This window comes from Brachybacterium halotolerans, from assembly GCF_016623465.1.
Taxonomy (GTDB): Bacteria; Actinomycetota; Actinomycetes; order Actinomycetales; family Dermabacteraceae; genus Brachybacterium; species Brachybacterium halotolerans.
Genome location: NZ_JAEDAJ010000001.1, coordinates 465,733 through 489,021, shown reverse-complemented (window position 1 = coordinate 489,021; position 23,289 = coordinate 465,733). Strand labels below are relative to the sequence as shown.

Below are 23,289 nucleotides of genomic sequence, written 5' to 3'. Positions count from 1 at the left end.
GCACGGGGCGCGCAGCGCTCTCAGGCGCCGGGAAGCTCCTCGCCCCTGCGCGGGTAGCTGGTCTGCGCTCCCTCTCGCGTCACCGATGCGGCGGAGACCCGGGTTGCGAAACGGGCGGCGTCGACGAGGGACGCGCCCTCTGCCAGCCGCACCGCGAGGGAGCCGACGAAGGCGTCCCCGGCGCCCGTGGTGTCCACCGCGCGCACCGTGACGGCGGGCACCCGCACGAGTGACCAGGCCTTATCGGACTGCGGCTCGCCATCGGCTCCGGACCCTCCGACCAGGGCGCCCTCGGCTCCGAGGGTGATCACGAGGCTCTCGATGCCGGCCGTGTGCAGGGCGTGGGCGAGGTCCTCCGGAGCGGGGGAGGAGCCCGCGTGCTCCTCGAGCAGATCGAGGACGAGCGCCGCCTCGTGCTCGTTGACCACGAGCGGGTCCGCACGCAGGAGCACGTCGCGGTCGAGCTCGAGCACGGGGGCGGGGTTCAGGATCAGACGTCCTCGCGTGCGGCGGGCGGCCTCCTCGATCCCGTCGCGCGGGATCTCGCCCTGGAGGACGACGACGCCGGCGCCCGCGATGAGGTCGCCGCTCTCGCGGACCCGCGCGGCGTTCATGGTCGCGTTCGCGCCGGGGACCACGACGATCGTGTTCTCCCCGTCGTCGGAGACGGTGACCACGGCGAGGCCCGTCGGCCCGTCCACCTGGTGCACCGCGGAGAGGTCCGCGCCGCTGGACGAGAGCACGGAGAGGGCGTCGGACGCCATGGCGTCATCGCCGACCGCACCCACCATCGCGACGGCGCCGCCCTGCAGCGCGGCGGCGGCCGCCTGGTTGGCGCCCTTGCCGCCCGGGCGCACCTCACCGCCCGTGCCGTGCAGCGTCTCGCCGGGCTGCGGATGGCGGGCGACCCGCGTGGAGAGGTCCGCGTTGATCGAGCCGACCACCACGATCCGCGGGTCCGACGGGTCCGACGGGTCCGACGGGTCCGGCGTGGTCGACGCGGACCCGGAAGGCGAGCGCCGGGACGGAGAGGACCCGGACGAGGCCGGCGCCGAAGCGGACTGTGCGGACGCACGGGAGTGGGAGTCGGAGTGCATGCTCCGATTCTGTCCCATTCGCGCCGCCTGCTCCGCAGCTCGCGGCAACCCCGCGCTCAGGACTACTTGCTCCTGCGCTCCTCCTGGAGCACGTCCTTCAGCACCGTCGCCTCGCTGATGTCGTCGCGCTTGGAGGCGGTGAGCAGCGTGAGGTTCCCTTTCGCCGCGTAGCCGCGCAGCTCGTCGAGGGCCTCGGCACGCTCGGTGTCGTCGAGCTCCGCGCGGTAGCGCTCGACGAACTCCTCCCACTTCTCGGGGTCGTGCTGGTACCACTTGCGCAGCTCGGTCGACGGAGCGACGCCCTTGCACCAGCTCGTGAGGTCCGCGCGCTCCTTGCTCACGCCGCGCGGCCAGATGCGGTCCACGAGCACCCGTGCGCCGTCGGACCGCTGGGGGTCCTCGTAGATGCGGCGGACCCGGATCGTGCTCATCGTGGACTCCTTCCGAGGGGACGGCGCACACGGCGACAGGACCACGCTGCCGTAGCGACCGGGCTGCGCCGGTGCTCGCGACCGTAGCACCGCAGAACGTGACTCCGCGCACGCCCCGGGACGTCCAGAAGGGGAGCGGGCCTGCCTCGGGGAGGGGCCTGCGGCCTAGTGTGGAGGGATGGACGAGACGACTTCGACGCCCGCGCCCACGCCCACCTCTGCTCCCAGCGCCCCCGGCTCTCCTGCCCCCGGCTCTGCTGCCCCAGGCTCTGCCGCGTCCGGCACCGCCACCGATGTCGAGGAGGCGGTGCTCGTCGCCGCCCGCCGCGCCAAGGACGCCCAGCCCGCGCTCGCCACCCTCACCCGCGAGCGCAAGGACCAGGTGCTGCGCTCCATGGCCGACGCCCTCGTCGCGCGCGCCGGGGAGATCGTCGCGGCCAACGCCCAGGACATCGCCGAGGCCGACGCCGCCGGCATCGAGGCGGGCCTGCGCGACCGCCTCCTCCTGGACGAGGACCGCGTCGCCACCATCGCCCAGCAGCTGCGCGACGCCGCCGCCCTGCCCGACCCGATCGGAGAGGTGGTCCGCGGCGGGCTGCTCGCCAACGGGCTCGAGCTGCGCGAGGTCCGCGTGCCCCTCGGCGTGATCGGCATGATCTACGAGGCCCGCCCGAACGTCACCGTCGACGCCGCCGGGCTCTCGCTCAAGGCCGGCAGCGCCGTGGTGCTCCGCGGCGGCTCCGCCGCACTGCACTCGAACACCGCCCTCATCGCCGTGCTGCGCGACGTCCTGGAGGAGCAGGGGCTCCCGCGGGACCTCGTCGTCGGCATCGACGAGCACGGGCGCGCCGGGGCCGACGTCCTCATGCGCGCCCGAGGACTCGTCGACGTGCTCATCCCGCGCGGCGGCGCCGGGCTGATCCGGCGCGTCGTCGACAACGCGAAGGTCCCGGTGATCGAGACCGGCACCGGCACCACGCACGTGTTCATCGACGCCAGCGCCGACCTGACCAAGGCCGCTGCGATCGTCGGGAACGCGAAGACCCAGCGGATCGGCGTGTGCAACGCGCTGGAGACGCTTCTCGTCCACCGTGACGTCGCCGAGGAGGCTCTCGCCGCGATCACGGAGGTCCTCGCCCCGCACGGCGTCACGCTCCATGCGGACGACGCGGCCCGCGCGATCCTCACCCGGGACGACGCCGGCGATGCGCCGGCGGTGCTTCCCGTGGTCCCCGCGACCGAGGACGACTGGGCCGCCGAGTACCTCTCGCTCGATCTCGCGGTGCGCGTGGTCGACGACGTCGAGGCGGCCATCGCCCATATCCGCCGCTGGTCCTCCGGGCACACCGAGTCGATCATCACCTCGGATCTCGCCTCGCAGCGGCTGTTCACGACGGCCGTCGACTCGGCCGTGGTGATGGTGAACTCCTCGACCCGCTTCTCCGACGGCGCCGAGTTCGGCTTCGGCGCGGAGATCGGCATCTCCACGCAGAAGCTCCACGCCCGCGGGCCGATGGGCCTGCAGGAGATCACCTCCACCAAGTGGATCGTCATCGGCGACGGGCACGTGAAGCCCTGAGGACCTGCTTGAGAATCCGCGCACGACCCGGCCGCGCCCGGGTCCGGGGAGCGCTCGGCTATGGGATGATGTGAGGGTTCACGTCATCGAAAGGTGCACACATGCTCGACCACGTCCTGATCCTCGCCGAGGGCGGCTCGCACGCCTCCGAGGGCGGCGTCCCCCCGATCCTCGTCGGCGGCGCCATGTTCCTCGGCCTGCTCATCCTGCTGGGCATCACCTACCTGTTCAGCGGCCAGAACCAGCGCCCCGCGAAGACCCGCACCGGTGCTCGCGCGCACACGGCGCAGGAGAGCGCCTCGACGGACGCGCGTCGGCACTGACGCATGGAGGGGCAGCCTCGCCGGATCGGCGTGATGGGCGGGACGTTCGACCCGATCCATCACGGCCACCTGGTCGCCGCGAGCGAGGTGCAGAGCGTCTTCGGGCTCGACGAGGTCATCTTCGTGCCCACGGGGCGGCCGTGGCAGAAGTCGGACAAGGTCATCTCCGACCCTGAGCACCGGTACCTGATGACGGTCGTCGCGACGGCCGCGAACCCTGTGTTCACGGTGTCCCGCGTGGACATCGACCGGCCGGGCGCGACCTACACGATCGACACCCTGCGGGATCTGCAGCGCATGCATCCCGACGCGGACCTGTTCTTCATCACCGGTGCGGACGCCCTGCAGTCCATCCTCACCTGGAAGGACACCCGGGAGATCTTCGAGCTCGCCCACTTCGTGGGCGTCACGAGGCCGGGCCACGAGCTCGAGACCGAGGGCCTGCCCGCGGACCGGGTGACGCTCATCGAGGTCCCCGCGATGGCGATCAGCTCGACCGACTGCCGCATCCGCGTCGCCGCCGACCAGCCCGTCTGGTACCTGGTCCCGGACGGCGTGGTCCAGTACATCAACAAGTACGCCCTGTACACAGGAGGTGAGGGCGGTGAGTGAGAACGACGCCCCGCAGGCGCCGAGGCGCCACGGTCGACGTGCCCGCCAGCTGACCCCCGAGGAGACCGCCGAGCAGCGGGCCCTTGCCGCCCAGCACACCGGCGAGCTCCCGGCCACCGGCGACGACGGCAGTTCCGCTCCAGGGGCCGACGCCGCAGCTGGCACCTCCGACCCGGGGGCCGACGGCTCGTCCTCCGAAGGGGCGTCGCCCGATGGACCGTCGACCGACGGACCATCGACCGGAGGGCCCTCCGACGAGGCCTCCGCGGTCGAGGGGGCCCACGGCGCCGACGGAGATGCCGACGCCCCCGGCGCTGACGCCGTGGCCGCCGACTCCGCAGCCGGCGATCCCGCGGCTGCCGATCCCGAGTCGGCCGACAGCACGACCTCGCGCACCGATGCCGCCGGGCCGACGTCGGGCGCACCCCACCATGCGGCGTCCACCGCCGGTGCCGGTGCGCACGGCAGTTCCACCCGGACGGGAGCGCTCCCGGCGGGCCGGCCGTCCTCGCGCGGTGCGATGGCCGCGCCGACGGCCGACACCCCCGTCCCGAAGCTCCGCAAGTTCGGCAAGCGGGCCCGGATCATCGAGGTCGAGCCCGAGGAGCCGAGCCCGTCGGCCGCCCCCGCGCCGACCGCCGACGCGGACACCCACGCCCCGGATGCCGAGCGTGCGAGCGTCTCCGACGACGCGGGCGCCCCGTCCCAGGGCACGACGAACGAGGCCGCGGCGAGCGAGGACGCGACGAGCGAGGACGCGAGCACCTCGACCCTCACGGTCGATCGCGACGCCGACGGCGTCGAGCTCGGTGAGATGGGCGTCGGCGAGGCGCCGGGTCCCAAGCCCGCCCCCCGCTTCGAGGGCCGCGTGCTGAACCGTCCCGAGCAGGGGCGCGGCAAGCCGCTGCTGTGGGTCGTGTGGGTGCTCATCGCCCTCGCGATCATCGCGCTCGTGGTCCTGCTGGCCACGGGCGTCCTCGGCCCCGGGACCGACCAGGCCCTGGCCGCCCCGCTCGGGGCCCTGCACTCCGACGTCCTTCCTTCCGACACCCTGCACGGGGCGGCGTCCGCCGCCTCTGCCTCGACTGCCGTCCCCACCGACCTGGAGGTCACCTCCGCGTGAGCGCTTCGCCCGAATCCCTCGACCTCGCCCGTGCCGCCGCGCACGCGGCCGCCGACAAGCTCGCCGAGGAGATCATCGGCCTGGACGTGTCCGAGCAGGTCGTGATCACCGACGTGTTCGTGGTCTGCAGCGGCTCCTCGGAGCGCCAGGTCAGCGCCATCGTCGGCGGCATCGAGGGTGACCTCATCAAGGAGCACCGCCGCAAGCCCCTGCGTCGCGAGGGCGAGCGCGACGCCCGCTGGGTCCTGCTCGACTACGGCGACGTCGTCGTGCACGTCCAGCACGCCGAGGACCGCGCCTTCTACGCGCTCGAGCGCCTGTGGCGGGACGCGCCCGTCGTCGACCTGCAGGTCGAGGGCGCCGGCGCATGAGCGATCCCCGCAGCCGCCTGCTGCTGGTGCGGCACGGGCAGACCGACCACAACGTCCAGGGGCGCCTGCAGGGACAGGTCGACATCCCGCTGAACGAGACCGGCCGCGAGCAGGCCCGAGCGGTCGCGCACGCGCTGTCCCGCCACAGCTTCGATCTCGTCATCAGCTCCCCGCTGACCCGCGCCCGCGACACGGCCCGCGCGATCGCCGACGCGGTCGGTGCGGCCGAGGTGGAGACCGAGGCCGCCTTCATCGAGCAGAGCTTCGGGAAGTGGGAGGGCCTCACCGGCGAGGAGATCCACGAGGGCTGGCCCGAGCTGCACGCCCAGTGGCGCGCCGGCAGGACCGTCCCGGGCATCGGCATCGAGGACCGCGAGAGCGTGGGGGAGCGGTTCGCCGTCGCCGCCCGGACGCTGATGGCGGAGAACCCCGGCGCGACGATCCTCGTGGTCTCCCACGGCGCTGCGATCCGCGCCGGCATCACCACCCTGATCGGCCTGGACGCGAGCGCCTTCCACGGCATCGGCGGCATGGGCAATTGCCACCGCAGCCTGCTCGAACCGCTGCACTCGGACCCCACGGGGAAGGCGATGAGGTTGCTGTCACACAACGTCCCGGCCGATTTCGCATGAGCTGGCCGAGGTTGTAGACTCGTCGAGTCGCAAGGCCGGACCGAGAGGTCAGAGCCGGATCGGCACCCAGTACGGGGCTATGGCGCAGTTGGTAGCGCGCTTCCATGGCATGGAAGAGGTCAGGGGTTCGAATCCCCTTAGCTCCACCCAATCGGAAACGTTCGAACCTTGCCCGCATCATTGCGGGGCAAGGTTCTTTCGTTGTGTCCGCTGGTCTTGGCGGCGAGGATCGTAGCGATCGTGTGGTTCGGGCTGAGACCGGCGTGGTCGTCGGCATCGATAGTGATGCGGTCGAACAGTGCCCTGTTGAGCATGCGTCGTTCGGCGGGCTCGGCCTTGGCGTAGACGTCGCTGAGGTCGGTGAGGAGCCCGAGGATGCCGTCGAGTCCGATCTTCGCGTTCTCGTGAGTCGTGTCGAGGGTGTCGAGTCGTCTGGTGATCTGGGCCAGGCTGGCGCGGATGCGGTCTTGCTCGGTCTTGAGCAGGTCGATGGGGATCGCGTCCGCGTAGTGGGCTTGGAGGAGCTTGACCTGCTCGGCTTCGAGCTTCGTCTTCTGCGTGGTGAGCAGCTTCCGCTCGTCACTGGTCGACGCGGCCAGGGAATCGAACACTTGCCCGAGCACGTCCTTGATCCGCTTGCCCTCGTCCTCGGTGATGGAGACGTTGGCATAGCGGTTCTCGATGCTGGTTTCGACGCGGTGGACGAGGATCGCGGTGCGCTGGCAGGTGTTGCGTTTGAAGCGTCGGCCGGTGCAGGTGAAGTAGTCGTAGGTGACGCCTTGATGGTTGCGGGGCCGCTCGAACATGAGCCGTTTCCCGCAGGCGCAGTAGATCGAGCCTTTGAGGTAGTGGTCGTACTTCTGCGGCTTGTCGCCGACGATGTTGTTCTGCTGGAGGATCGTCTGGACCTGGTCGAACGTCTCCGGGGTCACGAGCGGCTCATGCGAGCCGGGGTAGGTGACCTCGCCGAACGTGACGATGCCCTGGTAGTAGGGGTTCGTGAGGATCTTGTGCAGCAGCTTCGTCGTGACCGGCTTTGCCGGATACGACGGTGTCGGCCTGGTGGTGAGACCGCGGGTCTCCAGCTCGCGGGCGAGCTTGGACAGCGACCAGTCCCCGGTGGCGTAGGCGGTGAACGCGAACCGGATCAAGTCGGCTCGGTCCGTGTCGAGCTCCACGTCGCGCACTTCTCGGCCGTTCGCATCCGTGGAGCGGATGTTGAAGCGCACTGGGTTTCGTTCCGTGGTTAGACGGTCGCGGGTGCGGTCGTCGTGGGGCGAGTGTAGGCCGCTTCGAGTTCGGCCGGGGTGCGATAGTCGAGGGCTTCGTGAAGGCGCTTCGTGTTCCACCAGTTGACCCAGTCCAGGGTGGCGATCTCGACTGCGGCAGCTGAGGGCCAGGTGCGGCGTCGGTGGATGAGCTCGGCTTTGTAGAGACCATTGACGGTCTCGGCCAAGGCGTTGTCGTAGCTGTCCCCGACTGGTCCGACCGAGGCCTGGACCCCGGCAGTGATCAGCGCATCGGAGTAAGCCAACGAGACGTAGTTGCTGCCTCTGTCGCTGTGATGGATCAGCCCAGTCCGGGACGCTTCTGCCGGGGTGGTCTGGAGGGCCTGCTCGAGAGCCTGCAGTGGCAGCGCCTCGGTGTGGAGGGTGGTGGCCACCGCCCAGCCGACGATCCTTCGCGTGAAGACGTCCGTGATGAACGCGGTGTAGCAGAACCCGGACGGGATCCGGACGTAAGTGATGTCAGCGACCCAGAGCCGATTCGGTCCGGCAGCCGTGAAGTCCCGCTCGACCAGATCAGGACGAAGGTCCGGGCCACCAGCAGAGCTCGTCGTGAGCACCTTTCGGCCACGGCGCATCCCGCACAGACCAGCAGCTTTCATCAGCCGAGCGGTCTGGTCGCGGCCGATGTCCCATCCGGCACGGCGCATCGCGTGATGCATCTTCCGATACCCGTAGACGCCGTAGTTCTCGGCATGAATCCGACGGATCTCTTCGACGAGCACCTCGTCACGAATCGCCCTGGCCGATGCCGGGCGCTGCTTCGCGGCGCGGTAGCCGCGAGAGGTGAGGAATCCACGTTCTGTCGCGCCCAGGATGCGGCAGATGGCCTCGACCCCGAAGCGATCGCGATGCCTGTCGATGAAGGCGATCAATTCGTCGTGGGGTGGTCGAGTTCCTTGGCGAAAAACACGGACGCGGCCTTGAGGATCTCGTTGGCCCGCCGGGACTCGGCGAGCTCTCGACGTAGCCGGCGGTTCTCCTCCTCGAGCGACTCCCCGGGGCCGGCAGAGGGTTCGACCGGCCCGTAGCGGTTGCACCAGATCCTCAGCGTCTCCATGCCAACACCGAGTTGAGGTGCGACCGCACGGATCGACACCGATCTGGGGCCACCTTCGAGTGCCTGCCGGTCGTAGACCATGCGCACGGCACGGTCACGCAGCTCTGGACTGAACTTCTTGGGCATGCTCCGATTCTCCTTGCTGAGACTCGGAACGGAACCCAGGGCGCTTCAGTGGATGCCGGGGGAGCGTTCAACCTCCTCGTCTCCGACCGCGACGATGCCCCGGAGCTCATCGACGTGCACCGGTTCACCCATGGGTGGGGGAAGACCGCATCCCTGGCACTGCGGCACGGACGCACCGAGGTGATCGACACCTACCTCGATCACGACCGCATCACCGACGGCGATGCCGAACCGATGATCGATGCCGCCTACATGGCATGGCGCGCTGACGGGGCCGCGGGGCACGTGTCGGTGCTGATCGCGGAATCCCGCGACGACGTCACCGAGCTGAACAACCGAGCCCGTGCCGACCTCATCCTCGACGGCACCCTCCGCCCAGGCCGCGAGGTCGACCTGAACGATGGCAACCGGGCCGGTGTCGGGGACACGATCATCACTCGCCGAAACGACCGCCGGCTGCGGAACGGGAAGGACTGGATCCGCAACGGCGAACGCTGGACCATCACCGCCGTCCGCGACGACGGCTCCATCACCATCCGCAAGACCGGGCGCCGGTTCGGCGGCCCCCTCGTCCTTCCGGCTGCCTACGCTGCCGCGCATGTCGATCTCGGGTACGCGGTGACAGCGCATCGGGCGCAGGGCATCACCACCGACACTGCGCATGTGCTGGTCGAGCCGACGACAACACGGGAGAACTTCTATGTAGCCATGACCCGCGGCCGCGACTCCAACCGCGCCTACGTGGTGCTGAACCGCCCCGACGACCACGCCGCGCCGCACCCGTCAGACAACCCCGACGCGACCGCCCGCACCGTGCTCTACGGAGTGCTGCAGCACGTCGGGGCAGAGCTCTCCGCGCACGAGACCATCACCGCCGAGCAGGAGGCCTGGGGCTCAATCGCACAGCTCGCCGCCGAGTACGAGACCATCGCCCAAGCCGCCCAACACGACCGCTGGGCTCAGCTCATCCGCACCAGCGGGCTCACCGACGAGCAAGCCGAGACCGTCATCGACTCCGAGGCATTCGGTGCACTGACCGCGGATCTGCGACGGACCGAGGCCAACCATCACGACGTCGACCAGCTCCTGCCACGCCTCATCCAAGCCCGTGGACTCGAGGACGCCGACGACATCGCCTCGATCATCCACCACCGCCTCGCTCACGCCACCGCGCGCCCGGCCGGTTCCGGCCGTACCCGTAGACCAGCACGCCTGATTGTTGGCCTGATCCCACGAGTCGACGGCCAGGTCGCCGCAGACATGCGTCAGGCATTGGACGAGCGTCGTGACCTGATCGAAGCCCGCGCCGACGCCGTCCTCGACACAGCGATCCGCGCCGACGAACCCTGGACACGCCCGCTCGGCACACCGCCGACAGATGCCCGTGGGCGGCAGCGGTGGCATCTACATGCCCGGATCATCGCCGCGTACCGCGATCGCTACGCGATCACCGACGGGAGTCCGCTCGGCCCGATACCGGAGGGGACCGCGCAGAAGATCGATCGTGCCCGTGCAGACGCAGCATTCCGCGCACTCACCGGCCCGCAGCACCGAGACCAGCAGCGGCCCACTCAGCGCCTCGCCCGAGAGCTCGAACTATGACCAGATCGGACAGAGGACAAGAGGAAGGGCCTTGCATCACGGGATGCGAGGCCCTTGCACGAAGAGGACGGCGACCGGGGGGCTACATCGACCGCGTCGGTTTATCCGTTGACGGCACCGGGCGGTGTGCGAACTCCGGACCCAGCGCTGCGCGATCGGCGCCGCGTTCTGGCGCGTGGTTGATCAGGTCCTCGACGTCGCTGCCGTCGGTGACGAGCTGGGCGGTGCCGTTACGCAGCAGCATGTGCGGGCCGCTGCTGGTCACCGAGGTCACCGGCCCCGGGACCGCGCCGACGCTTCGGCCCAGACGCTGCGCCTCGACCGCCGTATGCAGCGCGCCTGAACGTACGCCCGCCTCGACCACAACGGTGCTCCCAGAGAGTGCGGCCATCAACCGGCCGCGCGCCAGGAACCGCTGCCGCGTCGGTACCGACCCCGGCGGCACCTCACTGACCAACAGGCCAACATCTGCGATTCGATCAAGCAGTTCGCGATGACCGGTCGGGTATGGGCGGTCGACCCCGTTGGCGAGCACCGCGATCGTGTCGCCACCAGACGCGAGCGCTGCCCGGTGAGAGGCACCCTCGACCCCGTATGCGCCGCCGGCCACCACGACCCGCTCACCGTGCGAGAGGTCGCCAGCGATTTCGCAGGCGACCTGCTCGCCATACGCCGTCGCCGCCCGAGCACCAGTGACCGTCACCAGATCGGCGGTCGGCCGGGCCAGGAACGACGTCGCACCGCGCGCCCACAGCACGTACGGGGCACGGTCGCCCAGATCGTTCAGCGCCTGCGGCCAGTGCGCATCACCCGGAATCACCGTCGCGATCCCGGACTGCTCGATGTCGCGCATCCGCCCGGCCACATTTTCCAGTCGGCGCGGCAACGCGAGGCGATCACGCCAGACCCGCGCGTCCACACGATTCAGCCCCGGCACCGCGCCGTCATCATCGAGCCGGCGGATCGTCTCGACCCCACCCTCACGGGCAAGGATGTGCCCAGTGGTGGCGTCGTCGGGTCCGGACAGGATCGACAACAGCATCCGCGCGTGGCATTCATCAGTTGCCAGGTCAGCGATACCGGCCATGACGAGGCCTCCTTCTCGGTCAGATGACGCCGAGAAGGTGCACAACCGCCCTCACGCAACAGGGTGCGGTCAGGCGACCGCGGACACGGAGCGGCGAGACCTACAACGCTCGCCCCACTCGATGGCGCGCGCCCGCAGCAGCAGGACGACGCTGACCGGGCCCATGCTCGCGAACTTCATCGCGTTCCAGATGCACAACACCACCAGCACGTGCAGCCAGTCCGGTGCGCCGTCCTCGATCAGCACCGTCAGCAAGCTCGCCACGTACAGATACGGGATGGCCAGCAGCATCGCCGGCAGGCCCCACTTCAGCCCACGGCGCGTACGGATCAGGTCCAGCAGGATGTTGGTGGGCATGTATCGACGCACGAAGTAGTGGGTGTAGACGCTGCCGATCCAGATCAGGCGGAACATGAGCACAGTCCTCTCCTCGTCTCCGGTGACAAGGAATCAAGAAGGACCGCTCCGACCGAGGCCGACTGGTCATCCCACTGCATCCGGCAGTGGGTCACGTAGGTAGAGGCCGCCTACTCATCAAAATACTCCTGTCAGAGCGACGAGGGAAGGCCTCGAACGGCGCTCCGATGTCTGTGCTGCATGCGATCCTTGGTGCAGGCGATCCTCCGGAGCAGGAAGTGGTGTGAGCATGGCGAACGGGTTCAAGATCAACAAGCAGGCCATACGGAAGATGTCGCGCGAGATCGAGCGCGAGTTCGCCAAGAACCCCGTCCGGGTGCCGCTGGAAGCCGACCACGGCGTCGTCTCGCTCCCGGCTGCCACAACAGTCAACAACTACAACGGGCCAGTCGTCACCGTGAACGGAGACCACGCCCAGCTCGCATGGGACAACCAGAGCGTCACGCAGGTTCAGGAGCACAGCGAGCAGGTCGCCGCTGGGTACGAGCAACTTGCGCAACTGCTCACCGACATCCTGGCGAGCCTGTCGACCTTTCAGCTTGACGAGACCGACGGGGCAGAGCTCCGCGAGAACGCCAACCTCGTCCTCCAGGAAGTGGTCAAGTCCGAGCCCGATCAGGGCATCGTGCGGCGGGGAGTCACTCTCATCAAGGGACTGCTTGCCCCGATCAGCGCGGGTCTCGGAAAGGCTGCGACCGAGGAGGCTGCCGAGGGCGCTCGACAGGTGATCGATGCGCTGGGGGCCTCGTTGCCGTTCTGACCGCCCGCATGCCTGTGTCCTGTGACCGTACATCCGGTAACGGCAGCCACAGCCCGATGGAGTTCTCGATAGACCTCTCGCGCGCGGCCGCGTGTCGGCTCACGAAGAACATGTGCGGTCCAGCATGATGAATTCAATGAGCATCTGCAGATAGGTGACCGTGTCACCGGTAGGAGGCACCCGGTGACGACACCAGACCTGGCGCAGCGCGCTGAAGCATGCCTGCGTTGGAAGCTCCGTAGATCATCTGGCCAACGGCCATCCCACGTTGACACGTCTGTTTCCGAGGCGTGTGCTGGTGCGACCGCAGGGTGGCTGCAGTGAGAACCAGCGACGTGTGGGCGACCACGGAGGCCATCGGGAAGAACACGCTCCGTCAATTGCTGGTCCCGGCCCACGATGGACTCGACCTCGCGGACGGACCTGCTCCGCACATTCGAAGCAGGTACGGACAGTGGCCGACCGCATCAGGACCAGACGAACCGCGCGAAGAAGGCCTGGTCGCCGTCCTTCCCGAGAACGGCGCATCGGGCGACGAGATCACCTGGGTGGGATCGAGGCACCCTTTACCCGCGGATGCCGTGAGGGAGTCCTTCGACGGAGCGATCGGGTTCACGTCCCACAGTCGCCCGCACAGCCTGCGTCGCCCGCAGATCGGTGCGCTGCATTCCATCGTCGGATACCAGTCGTCGGGCCTCACAGAGCCAGGAATCGTGGTGATGCCCACGGGGACGGGCAAGACCGAGACCATGGTGGCATGGTTGGTCGCGCAGCGTCCGGAACGCGTCCTTGTCGTGGTCCCTTCCTCGGCTCTGAGAGAGCAGATTGCCTCAAAGTTCGAGACGCTCGGCATCCTCCAGCAAGAGGGCATCGTCGGGCCGGACGCGATGAGACCGCGGGTCGGGCGAGTCGCCGGACGATTCGACAGCGAACAGGACGCGGCCGCTTTCGTGGCTGCCTGCAACGTCGTGGTGGCGACTCCGAACGCGATCCACGCGTCAGAGGATGCCGTGCGGCGAGCGTTCTTCTCTGGGTTCACACACCTCCTGGTCGATGAGGCGCATCACGCGCCAGCGCGAACGTGGACGGAGATCATCCGCGCCTTCGGGGAGCGTCCCGTCCTGCTGTTCACCGCGACCCCCTACCGGCGTGACGGACTGACGTTGCCGGGACGAGTGATCTTTCGTTTCCCGCTTCGGGAGGCACAGAAAGAAGGCTACTTCAGCACGATTGACTTCACGGCCGTCCTTGATCTGGATGACGATGACGAAGCGCTTGCCAGAGCCGCGCTGTCTCGGCTCCGTAGCGATCTGGACGCCGGGCACGAACACCTACTCCTGGCTCGGGTCGCGACGAAGCCTCGGGCCGACGAGATCCACGCGCTGTACTCGCGACTCGCTCCCGAGTTCGCTCCGAAGGTGATCTACGACTCGCTGCGGGCGAGCGAACGTGACGCGGCGATCCGAGCCATGCGGGAGCGGTCCAGCCGCGTGATCGTTTGCGTCGACATGCTGGGCGAAGGCTTCGACCTCCCCACGCTCAAGGTCGGAGCGTTCCATGACACGCATCGATCCCTGAGCCCTATGGTCCAGCTCATCGGCCGGCTCGCCCGTACGTCATCTCCCGTCCCGATCGGAACCGCGAGCGTTTTCATCCGCCAGGATCCGAAGCAGGCGCTCTCGCCGTTGCGTTTTCTCCTGCGAGAGGATCCCGACTGGGACAAGGTCCTCAGCGACATTACGGAGCGTGCGACCGAGCGAGCTGACGAGATCAGCGAGTTCGAGGCCTCGTTCCTTGACAATCCGCCTGACGTGCCTGTTGGCCTGCTGGAACCGAAGATGAGCGCTCGCGCCTTCGCGACGACGACCGTGGACTGGGACCCGCTGGCGGCCCGTGCCGTGTTCGGCGACAGCATCTTGGACGGCCTGATTAGTGTCAACCGTGATGACACCATCGCCTGGTTCGTGATCGAGACGGTCTCCGATCTCCGCTGGGGTGACATCCCATCCCTGCGAGCCACTGATTACACGCTCGTCGTGCTCTTCCTCGATCGGACGCAGGGGCTCCTCTACGTTCACTGCTCGGACACCAAACGCAGCCTGGACGATCTCGTCGAGGCAGTGGTCGGGCATGAACCGGCGCCGGTCAACGGTTACGACACCTTCAAGGTCTTTGCAAAGCTCGACCGCCTCGTTCCGACGAACATTGGGCTACTCGATGCCCGGGATCGTGACAAGCGCTTCTCCATGCACGTGGGAAGCGATGTCGAGACGGCACTGACAGAAGCCGAGCGCACCCACAAGGCCAACACACACGTCGCAGCCAAGGCGTTTCAAGAGGGAGAGCGCGTCACGATTGCAGCGGCGCTATCCGGGAGATTCTGGTCGATGCGAACGGCGTCGAACCTTGCAGAATGGCGACGATGGTGTCGCGATCAGGGAGCGAAGCTGCGGGACAGGTCTGTTGACGTCCGATCGCTGTTCCGCGACATGATCATCCCTGTCGACGTCAAGGAGCGGCCCCCGTACCCGTTCCTCGCGGTCGAGTGGCCATGGGAGCTCTACGTCGGCGCCGGAACGTCCTCACGCGTTGTCTTCAACGCCAACGGCGTTCCGTTGACCGATGCCGGATTGAGGATCGACGATTACGGAGTCGACGGCCCACTTCGTTTCTCCGTCGTCACACCTACGTGGGAGCTCGCGTACGAGGGGCGGTTCGGTTCGACTGGTGTGCACTACCGTGCACTGGGTGACGATGCCACGGTCGAGGGAGGGCGCGGATCGACAGCGCCTCTGTCGACCTGGTTAAACAACCACAAGCCCACGCTCCTTCTCTCCGGCGACCGACTGATCACCGGCGATGACCGGCTGCTCGCGCCCCGAACCGAGCTTCCGCCATATCCCCGCGACAACCTGCGTTCTCTCGACTGGGCCGCCGGAGGTGTGAACATCGCCGTCGAATCGCAGGGCCCCGATCGCAGAGCCGACTCGATCCAGGCTTTCATGGCGCGCTACCTCGGTGAGAACCAGACCTTTGACGTCCTCATCGACGATGACAGGTCGGGTGAGGCAGCCGACCTCGTCGGCATCCGAGTCGATGGAGGGGACCTGCACGTCACGCTGGTGCACTGCAAGTACTCCTCGAAACCAGATGCGGGATCCCGCCTCAAGGACCTCTACGAAGTCTGCGGCCAAGCGATGCGCGGCGCGCGATGGCGAGACAACGCAGCGTTGCCACTCCTCGAGCACCTCGACCGACGGGCCGTCGGATATACGCGCCGCTTTGGAGGGACGGCGTTCGAAATCGGTGATCGCGAGATGCTCTTCCGGATCAGGCAGCAAGCGTGTCTGCTGTTCCCGCGGTTCACGACGATCATTGTCCAGCCAGGCCTGAGCATCGGTTCAGCGAGTGACGAGCAGCTAAGGCTCATCGCCGGCGCTGCCTCATATGTGCAGACCGTGACCAAAGGCGGTTTTGAGGTCTACGGATCGGACTGATCGCGCAGAGCGATGGTCCGGGAGTGTCCGCACCCGCACTCCGGCAGACAGCAAGGAAGCGCGCTCAAGTTGCCCGGAAGGGCGCGTGTGAGCGGCTGCGCCTATTGAAGGAGGGCGTTGGATAGGTCTCGGAAGTAGTTGTGTCGTGCCCAGAAGGCGCGATCGCCGATGACGTAGAGGCGGCGTTTCGCACGGCTGGCGGCGACGTTGACGAGGTTCGGGGTCCGTGCCCAGTTGGCGGGTGCTCCCGGTTTGCTGGGGTCACCGCCGAGGACGAGGATCACGACGGCGGCTTCGCGTCCTTGCGCTGTGTGAATGGTCCCGGCTTGGAGGCCCTGGTATTTCGGGATGAGGGTGCGGAGGCGGTCTGCGACGGCTCGGAATGGGGAGATGACGATGACCTCCGACGGTGGGATGCCGTGGTCGTTCAAGTAGGCGAGGGCCTTCTCTAGCCGCTCGATCTGACTTGGTTGGAGATGGCTACCTGGGCTGTTGGCCGGCTCGTCGGCCCAGTAGCTGGCGGCGATGATCGGACCGGTCGGGCTGTCGAAGCGCTCGTGGGGGTCGTTGAGGTCGCGGTGGACGCCGTTGACCATGAGGTTGTTGTAGGCGATCTGGTTGCACAGGGTGAACATTGGGTTGTCACAGCGGCGATGCACCAGCAGCGGCGCGCTGACCCATACCTTGTCCTCGCCTTGATCGAGCAGCGTTCCGAACGGTGTGACGCGGTCGGCCAGGGTCTGGACGGAAGCGCGTGGCGGGATCCAGGTCGTGCTGATGTCGCAACTGCTGGCGATATTGCGCTGTGCCTTCTCGGGGAGTGTGACAACGGGTTCGAGCTGGAGCGGGTCGCCCACTGCGACGATGCGTTGCGCGCGCCAGATCGCGCCGACGGCGTACTGGGGTGAGGCTTGGCCTGCTTCGTCGATGAGCAGCCAGCCGATCGCCTCTGAGCCGATGCCGCTGAACATCCGGCTGGCCGAGGCGAAAGTTGTGGAGATCAACGGAACGACTAGGAAGAACAGTTGCCAGGCGGCCCGGAGCTTCTCTGGCTCGAGGTCGCGTGGATAGTTCCCGGCGACGACCTCACCGGCGGCACGCAGGCCGTTGAGCATGTCGCGTGCGGTGTTGGCGAGGAAGTCTTGGTGCAGTTGGAGCGCGGCGACGAAGAGGTCAGAGCGTGCTCTGTCGAGCTCTTCGTCGAGCCAGGGCGCGTGTAGCTCTCGTTGATCACCCTGCCATGCCGGGCCGGGATAGGCCGCACCGAACCGTTCTTCGTCCTGCGCACACTGAGCCTGAAGTCTGCTCCGCTGATCTCGAGTGCTGTTCAGGTCGTGTTGAGCTGAGGACAGCCGTGCTCGGGCATGCTGTACGGCGTCGTGGAGCCGTTCCCCGCGGTCGTGCACTTCTCGGTGGTGTTGCTCGGCGTTGTCCAGTGCTCGCGCGAGGTCGTCGAGGCGTATGCGCCAAGCTCGTACGGCTCGTCCGAAGGAGAAGATCGTCTCCAGCACGCCGGGCTTGGCGGCGAGGTGCCGGTTGTGGCTCTTGACGGCTTGCGCGCGGGCTTCATCTGCCTGCTGCTGAACGGGTTGATGCTGGGACAGATCGTGTTGGGCCCGGTTCAGACCTCGTAGTTCCTGATCGATGGCCGCTTCGAGACCACGTTCACGCTCAGCCAGTTCCGGGACTCGGCGGAGCCGATCCTGGGCCTGCGCCCGTTGCCGGATGAGTACGTCGACGCGCTGTTCGGCTGCGTGGAAGGCTTCGCGTGCTTGTGCCCAGGGCGTGTAGGGAGCGTCGCCGTCGCGCCACTGCGTCAGTCTTGTCTGCATCCTTGGGACGCCGTTCTCGACAGGCTTCTTGGTCTTGGGGTCCTTTTCGTCGAACCAGAACGCTGAGTGGAAGGCCGAGCGGTTCTTCTTTCTGCCGAGTCGGGCGGCGACGAGGCCCCAGGCTGTTGGCGGTGTCGCGTTGCCGGTGGTGTTGCTGGAGGCCACGTCTTGGAGGATCTTGGTCGCGATATCACCGAAGTAGTCGATGTGGCCGCGCCACGGCGCGTTGATGGCGTTCTCGTCGGGTATCTCTGTGGTGACGTTCTCGACGGCCGCGTTGTTCGCCGACGCGACGACCATCTCGAATCCCGTCAGCTCGGGTTTGAGCTGGCGAACGATCCGGGAGTGGCCTTCGCCATCGGACCATCGGTGCGTGACCTCAGTGAAGGCATCCGAAGGCCGAGACAGAGCCGCGAGTCGTCGGGCTCGCTCGACGACGTTCCCGGCGAGGATGTCGCGCAGCATGGTCGTCTTGCCCGTGCCCGGTGGCCCGTTGACGCCCATCAGGCCAGTGCTATGCCCAAGGTCGTTCAGCGCGCGGTTGACAGCGAACTGCTGGCTCAAGGCGAGCGAGTGCTCCGGGTTTGCCGGCCACCGGCCCTTGGGGAGGCGCTCGATCGCGGTGCCTGCGTCTATCGCGCCCGGGTGCGTGACGACATCGATGCGGTCGGACACGGGAAGTGTCTGGTCGCCGGTGAGATATGTGGCAAGGCCGGCGCCGAGATCTCCGCCTGCGACATGGGTGCGCACAGCCGCGAGATCGTCGAGGTAGAAGCTGTTCAAGAAGTCGGTGTCCGTTCCGTCCTCGGCCCGTCGCGCCGACACCGCCACACTCTCGATCACCAGGCGCTCGTTCGCGAGGTCATCGAAGCCTTCGACTCCGGCAGCGACATGGGAGAGCTTCAGCAACTCGTTCAGCGAGTCCGAGTCGTAAGGCGGGGGCTGCTCTCCGCCATCGGCGTCGCGGCGGGCGCCTTCAAAAGCGTCAACCGACTCGACGAATTCTTCCGCGGCCTCGTCGAACCCGGCCATCCAGCGCGGGTTGCTCGGTCCTGGATCTCGTGTCCGGCCAGCTGCCCAGAGCGCTGATGACAGCACCGCCGAATCGGTGACCAGTCGACCCTCGTTATCGATCAGGAGCCCGGCACAGGCGCTCTCACCGTCGGGTCGCTTGTCGTAGGCGTCAGGATCCTCGCCGAACACACGGCCCAACGCCTCGTAGGTTGCCTCCAGCTTGTAGACGCCCAGATACAGGGTGTGGCGCCAGACCCTGCGCGTCCCGTGGAACGGCTCGGGCGGAGCCAGTACATCCCAGGGGAGAGGATCCCCGGACTGCCACGCGATCACCTGACGATCCGACGGGCGGGTCGCTCGACGCGTCAACGCCGGCACCTGCTGCGGGCTGAACAACTCCAACATCCACCAGAACGACAGAATCCGAAGCCGCTCATCTCTGACCCGAGCCAGTCCCATGGTCCCCATCTTGCCCGGTCGAGCAGCAACAGGTGCCTGACGTCCAATCTCGGCGATCGACGAGGTTCGTTACCTTTCACGTCCGTGCACGTCACGCAGCACTACGCCGATAGACCGGAGATGGTTGCGGACTGTGCTGGGTGAGAATCCGAGGCGCTTGCCCACGCGTTCGAGCGACTCACCACCGGAATAGCGACGAGCCATCTCCCGCACATCGTCCGCCGACGGTGTGGCACGCCGCATCCGTACACCCCGGTCCCGCAGCAGTAAGGCCAGCCGCTCCCGACCGATCCCGAGTTCCTTGGCAGTCTCTCGCAACGTGGCGCCGGCCTCGTACTGCCTCTGCGCCACGTCCAGCAGTTCTTTGCTAGCGCGAGGAAGCTGACGCGGGAGCGGCTCCTCGCGGCGGGCATTGAGCATGCGGACGCGAATCGACTGGTGCATCGAGCCCATGCGAACCAACGACGGGGCAGGTTTCGACAAGCTTGCCGCTAGGTCCACTCGAGAAACCGTGAGACAGTGACTCGTCACGAAGGCCCCCACCGAATGGTGGGGGCCTTCGTCGTGTCCAGGACGCTCGTGGGGCGGCCGAACCGGACGTCGACCGTCGGCCCCGCGGCCCGTCACTGCTCGAGATCGAGCTCCCGGAGGACGTCCGCCGGCACCAGTGACTCCGGCTCGTCGACCTCGAAGCCGTTCTCGCGCATCCACGCGTCGTCGAAGAGCTTCCCGAGGTACCCGCGCCCGTGATCGGGGAGCAGGGCGACCACCACCGCGTCGGACGGCAGGTCATGGGCCGTGCGCAGGGCGGCGACCACGGCCATGCCGCTCGAGCCGCCCACCAGCAGACCCTCCTCGCGGGCGAGGCGGCGCGCCATCGCGAAGGACTCCGCGTCGGGGACCCGCTGGAGGCCGTCGACGACCTCGGGGTGGAAGGTCTCGGGGACGAAGGTGACGCCCACCCCCTCGATGAGGTTCGCGTGGATCTGCTCGGGATCAGCGGGGTCCGCGGAGTAGATCGACCCCTCCGGATCCGCGCCGATCACCTGCACGCGACCACCGGAGGCCTCCTTGAGGAAGCGTCCCGCTCCGCTGATCGTGCCGCCCGTGCCGATGCCGGCGACGAAGTGCGTGACCGCGCCGTCCGTGTCGCGCCACACCTCCGGTCCCGTGGTCTGGAAGTGCGCGAGCGGGCCGTTCTGGTTCACGAACTGATTGGGCTGGAAGGCACCGGGGATCTCGCGCGTCAGCCGATCGGCGACGCTGTAGTAGGAGCGCGGATCCTCCTTCGCCACCGCGGCCGGCGTCACCACGACCTCGGCGCCGTAGGCCATGAGCACGGCGCGACGGTCGGGGCCCACCTTGTCCGGCACCACGAAGACCGTCCGGTAGCCACGCTGCTGGGCGACCAGGGCGAGGCCCACCCCGGTGTTGCCGCTCGTGGGCTCGACGATCACGCCGCCCGGGCGCAGACGGCCCTCCCGTTCGGCGGCGTCGATGATGGTGCGGGCGATGCGGTCCTTCGAGGATCCGCCGGGGTTGAAGTACTCGACCTTGACCAGGACGGTCGCGTCGATCCCCTCGGTGACGCGCTGCAGGCGGATCAGGGGAGTGGAGCCGATGAGATCGGCCGCGGACTGGGCGTAGTGCACGAGTGGTGTCCTCTGGACGGGGTGCGGCGGACGGCGTCGACGCCGCACGGTGGTCGATGGATCGTCGGGCGCGCTCGGCGGGGAGCGCGGGCGCGCTTGGCGGGGAGCGCGGGCGCGCTCGGGCCGAGCGCAGGCGCTCAGGGACGACAACGACAGGTCAGCACGGCGTCACCGTAGCCCGCCGCGACCGCGCGAGGCAATCGGAGCGCACCGGCCCGGCGGCTCGTGGCCTGGTCTGCTCCCCCGGGAGCACCGGCGCATGCTCCCGGGGGAGGACGACCCGGCGCACGCTCCGGCGTAGCCTTCGAGCATGTGCGCGAGAGACGGGGCGGATCCCGCGCCCCGCACCCGGGGACGACGGGGTCCGGGGCGCGTCGTCGCTCTGCTCCCCGCCCTGGTCGCGCTCCTGATCCAGGTGCCGCCGACGCTCGCCATCGGCGTGTGGACGGAGACGGCCCCCGCGCTCGTCGCTGCGCGGACCGCGGCTGCGGCCCTCTCGGCTCTCGCCCTGCTCGCGATCTGGACGCGTCCCGGGCCGACGGTGATCGTGATCGCGCCGCTCGCGCTCGTCCTGCTGTTCCTGCCGCCGCCCTTCGGCCCTCCGCCGGTCGCGCTCGGCATCGCGCTCGTGATCGCGCTGGTGCGCGCCGCCCCCGTGTGGGCGCTCGCGACGGCGTGCACGACCTGGGCGGTGGGCGTCGTGCTCGCGGAGCTGCTGTGGCCCTCGGGAGCACCCCAGCGGATCATCGCCGGAACGGTGATCCTGGCCGTCTGCCTCGGCGTCGGCATGGGCATTCGCTCGCGCGCCGAGCGGATGCGGAGACGGGAGGCGCTGCTCGAGCAGCGGCGACGCGAGGCGGAGCAGGCCGAGCGCGACCAGATCGCCCGCGAGCTGCACGACGTCCTCTCCCACTCGCTCTCCCAGATCTCCGTGCAGGCGGGGATGGGCCTCCACCTGTTCGACAGGGACCCGGCGAAGGCCCGCGAATCCCTCGGGAACATCCGCCGCCTCGCGGGCGGCGGCCTCGAGGAGGCCCGCGGGGTGCTCGCGACCCTGCGCGGAGAGGAGGCGCCGCTGACCCCAGAGCCGCAGCTCGCGGACCTCCCCGCGCTCCTCGAGCAGCACCGGGGGCTCGGGCTCGCGATCTCGCTGGACAGCGATATCGGGGGCGCGGGCCCTCTCGGCACGGAGCCCCATGGCACGGAGCCCCGCGCCGAGGATGCTCCGGCGGGTCGCACCCAGGCGACTGCCGTCCGCATCGTCCGCGAGGCGCTCACGAACGTGGTGCGGCACTCCGGGGCCGAGACGGCGGAGGTCCGGCTGCGGCGCGAGGGCGGCGCGCTCCGGATCGACGTCGCCGACGACGGCGTGGGCACCGCGCTCGCTCATCCGGGGGCGGGGATCCGCAGCATGAGGGACCGCTCCGAGCTGCTCGGAGGCACCCTCTCCCTGGGGCCCGGTCCGCAGGGACGCGGGACGGTCGTCACCGCGCGTCTTCCCTGGGGGCACACATGATCCGCGTCGCGATCGCCGACGACCATCAGCTCGTGCGCGGCGGCTTCCGCGCCCTGCTCGATGCCGAGGAGGACATCGAGGTCGTCCTCGAGGCGGCGGGAGGCAGGGAGCTGCTCGCTGCGCTGCGTCGGACCCCGGTGGACGTCGCGCTCGTGGACATCCGGATGCCGGAGGGCGACGGGCTCTGGGCCACGGAGCAGATCGCCGCCGATCCCGCGCTCCGCGCGCTGCGCGTGGTGATCGTGACGACCTTCGAGCTCGACGAGTACGTGGTGCGGGCGATCCGCGCCGGCGCCGCGGGCTTCCTGGTCAAGGACACCGAACCCGCTGATCTGATCCGTGCGGTGCGGGTCGTGTACGACGGCGGCGCGCTGCTCTCGCCCGGTATCACCCGACTCCTCCTGGACCGCGCGGCCGGGGGCCTGCGCGAACGCCCGGACCCGACCGCGCTCGGCGAGCTCACCGAGCGCGAACGGGAGGTGCTGCGCCTGGTCGGGGAGGGGCTGAGCAACGAGGAGATCGCCGGCAGGCTCGTGCTCTCCCCGCTCACCGCGAAGACGCACGTCTCGCGGATCATGCAGAAGGTCGGCGCCCGTGATCGCGCGCGCCTGGTCGTCCTCGCCTACGAGACGGGCCTGGTGCGCCCCGGCTGGAGCTGACGGCGTGGCACCGGAGCTGACGGGGTCCTGCCGGAGCTGACGGGGCCCCGCACCTCGCTCCTGCTCCCGGGGGAGCAGTCGGAGTGCCTCCCGGGGCGGGATGTGCGGAGGGCCCGTGGCCGGTTCGCTGGAGGCATCGGGTCGCCGCAGGTGC

Annotated in this window: 18 protein-coding genes, 1 tRNA gene and 1 pseudogene; 12 read left to right on the top strand and 8 right to left on the bottom strand. The window is 68.7% G+C overall.

The window, feature by feature from the left end:
* Nucleotides 1–20: 20 nt before the first annotated feature.
* On the bottom strand, nt 21–1,097 hold the full coding sequence (locus I8D64_RS02195) for a ribokinase (protein ID WP_200500855.1): 1,077 nt from the start codon (nt 1,095–1,097) through the stop codon (nt 21–23).
* Nucleotides 1,098–1,159: 62 nt separating this feature from the next.
* On the bottom strand, nt 1,160–1,528 hold the full coding sequence (locus I8D64_RS02190; protein WP_200500854.1) for a DUF488 domain-containing protein: 369 nt from the start codon (nt 1,526–1,528) through the stop codon (nt 1,160–1,162).
* A gap of 178 nt (nt 1,529–1,706) precedes the next feature.
* Here I8D64_RS02190 and I8D64_RS02185 point away from each other — a divergent pair, with 178 nt between their 5' ends.
* The 7 genes from I8D64_RS02185 to I8D64_RS02155 all read left to right on the top strand — a co-directional run bounded on the left by I8D64_RS02185 (nt 1,707) and on the right by I8D64_RS02155 (nt 6,314).
* Nucleotides 1,707–3,107: a glutamate-5-semialdehyde dehydrogenase gene (locus tag I8D64_RS02185; protein ID WP_200500853.1), complete on the top strand. Its 1,401-nt coding sequence runs from the start codon at nt 1,707–1,709 to the stop codon at nt 3,105–3,107.
* 101 nt (nt 3,108–3,208) lie between these two features.
* Nucleotides 3,209–3,430: a hypothetical protein gene (locus I8D64_RS02180; protein WP_152352815.1), complete on the top strand. Its 222-nt coding sequence runs from the start codon at nt 3,209–3,211 to the stop codon at nt 3,428–3,430.
* A 3-nt stretch (nt 3,431–3,433) separates the two neighbouring features.
* Nucleotides 3,434–4,042 (top strand): nicotinate-nucleotide adenylyltransferase, encoded by a 609-nt coding sequence (gene nadD / locus I8D64_RS02175; protein WP_152352816.1) that lies wholly within the window; start codon nt 3,434–3,436, stop codon nt 4,040–4,042.
* A complete protein-coding gene (locus tag I8D64_RS02170; RefSeq protein ID WP_200500852.1) occupies nt 4,035–5,165 on the top strand; it encodes a hypothetical protein in 1,131 nt (376 codons plus the stop codon). Before nadD ends, I8D64_RS02170 begins: the two co-directional genes overlap by 8 nt.
* On the top strand, nt 5,162–5,536 hold the full coding sequence (gene rsfS / locus I8D64_RS02165; RefSeq protein WP_152352818.1) for a ribosome silencing factor: 375 nt from the start codon (nt 5,162–5,164) through the stop codon (nt 5,534–5,536). Before I8D64_RS02170 ends, rsfS begins: the two co-directional genes overlap by 4 nt.
* A complete protein-coding gene (locus tag I8D64_RS02160) occupies nt 5,533–6,168 on the top strand; it encodes a histidine phosphatase family protein (protein ID WP_200500851.1) in 636 nt (211 codons plus the stop codon). The genes rsfS and I8D64_RS02160 overlap by 4 nt, the downstream gene beginning before the upstream one ends.
* Before the next feature lie 73 nt (nt 6,169–6,241).
* Nucleotides 6,242–6,314 (top strand) — tRNA-Ala (locus I8D64_RS02155).
* Here I8D64_RS02155 and I8D64_RS02150 read toward each other — a convergent pair.
* A complete protein-coding gene (locus tag I8D64_RS02150; RefSeq protein WP_200500850.1) occupies nt 6,306–7,397 on the bottom strand; it encodes a recombinase family protein in 1,092 nt (363 codons plus the stop codon). The two genes, I8D64_RS02155 and I8D64_RS02150, sit on opposite strands and share 9 nt — an antisense overlap.
* Before the next feature lie 17 nt (nt 7,398–7,414).
* Nucleotides 7,415–8,640, bottom strand: a protein-coding gene (locus I8D64_RS02145) for an IS3 family transposase (RefSeq protein ID WP_246482634.1) whose coding sequence is annotated in 2 segments (ribosomal slippage) — nt 7,415–8,355 and nt 8,355–8,640 — 1,227 coding nt in all. Because the reading frame shifts where the segments join, the coding sequence is not laid out codon by codon here.
* Nucleotides 8,641–8,685: 45 nt separating this feature from the next.
* Here I8D64_RS02145 and I8D64_RS02140 point away from each other — a divergent pair.
* Nucleotides 8,686–10,242: pseudogene (locus I8D64_RS02140) on the top strand (AAA family ATPase); the annotation flags it as partial.
* 82 nt (nt 10,243–10,324) lie between these two features.
* On the opposite strand, the gene I8D64_RS02135 reads toward I8D64_RS02140, so the two are convergent.
* The gene (locus I8D64_RS02135; protein ID WP_200500848.1) at nt 10,325–11,329 is read right to left on the bottom strand and encodes a DNA-processing protein DprA; all 1,005 of its coding nucleotides are present in this window, start codon (nt 11,327–11,329) and stop codon (nt 10,325–10,327) included.
* A 69-nt stretch (nt 11,330–11,398) separates the two neighbouring features.
* On the bottom strand, nt 11,399–11,743 hold the full coding sequence (locus tag I8D64_RS02130) for a sulfate permease (protein WP_200500847.1): 345 nt from the start codon (nt 11,741–11,743) through the stop codon (nt 11,399–11,401).
* Between the two features lie 226 nt (nt 11,744–11,969).
* Here I8D64_RS02130 and I8D64_RS02125 point away from each other — a divergent pair, with 226 nt between their 5' ends.
* The gene (locus tag I8D64_RS02125) at nt 11,970–12,506 is read left to right on the top strand and encodes a hypothetical protein (RefSeq protein WP_425490258.1); all 537 of its coding nucleotides are present in this window, start codon (nt 11,970–11,972) and stop codon (nt 12,504–12,506) included.
* Between the two features lie 320 nt (nt 12,507–12,826).
* Entirely contained in the window at nt 12,827–16,003 is a 3,177-nt protein-coding gene (locus I8D64_RS02120) for a DEAD/DEAH box helicase family protein (RefSeq protein WP_200500846.1), read from the top strand.
* 101 nt (nt 16,004–16,104) lie between these two features.
* Here the strand turns inward: I8D64_RS02120 and I8D64_RS02115 are convergent, their stop codons facing one another.
* Nucleotides 16,105–19,308, bottom strand: coding sequence for a DEAD/DEAH box helicase (locus I8D64_RS02115; RefSeq protein ID WP_200500845.1), 3,204 nt, complete (start codon nt 19,306–19,308; stop codon nt 16,105–16,107).
* A gap of 623 nt (nt 19,309–19,931) precedes the next feature.
* Nucleotides 19,932–20,960 (bottom strand): pyridoxal-phosphate dependent enzyme, encoded by a 1,029-nt coding sequence (locus tag I8D64_RS02110; protein ID WP_200500844.1) that lies wholly within the window; start codon nt 20,958–20,960, stop codon nt 19,932–19,934.
* Between the two features lie 310 nt (nt 20,961–21,270).
* On the opposite strand from I8D64_RS02110, the gene I8D64_RS02105 reads away from it, so the two are divergent.
* Nucleotides 21,271–22,476: a sensor histidine kinase gene (locus I8D64_RS02105; protein ID WP_200500843.1), complete on the top strand. Its 1,206-nt coding sequence runs from the start codon at nt 21,271–21,273 to the stop codon at nt 22,474–22,476.
* Nucleotides 22,473–23,135 carry a response regulator transcription factor gene (locus I8D64_RS02100; RefSeq protein WP_200500842.1) on the top strand — a complete coding sequence of 221 codons (663 nt, stop codon included), beginning with the start codon at nt 22,473–22,475 and terminating at the stop codon, nt 23,133–23,135. The genes I8D64_RS02105 and I8D64_RS02100 overlap by 4 nt, the downstream gene beginning before the upstream one ends.
* Nucleotides 23,136–23,289 lie beyond the last annotated feature (154 nt).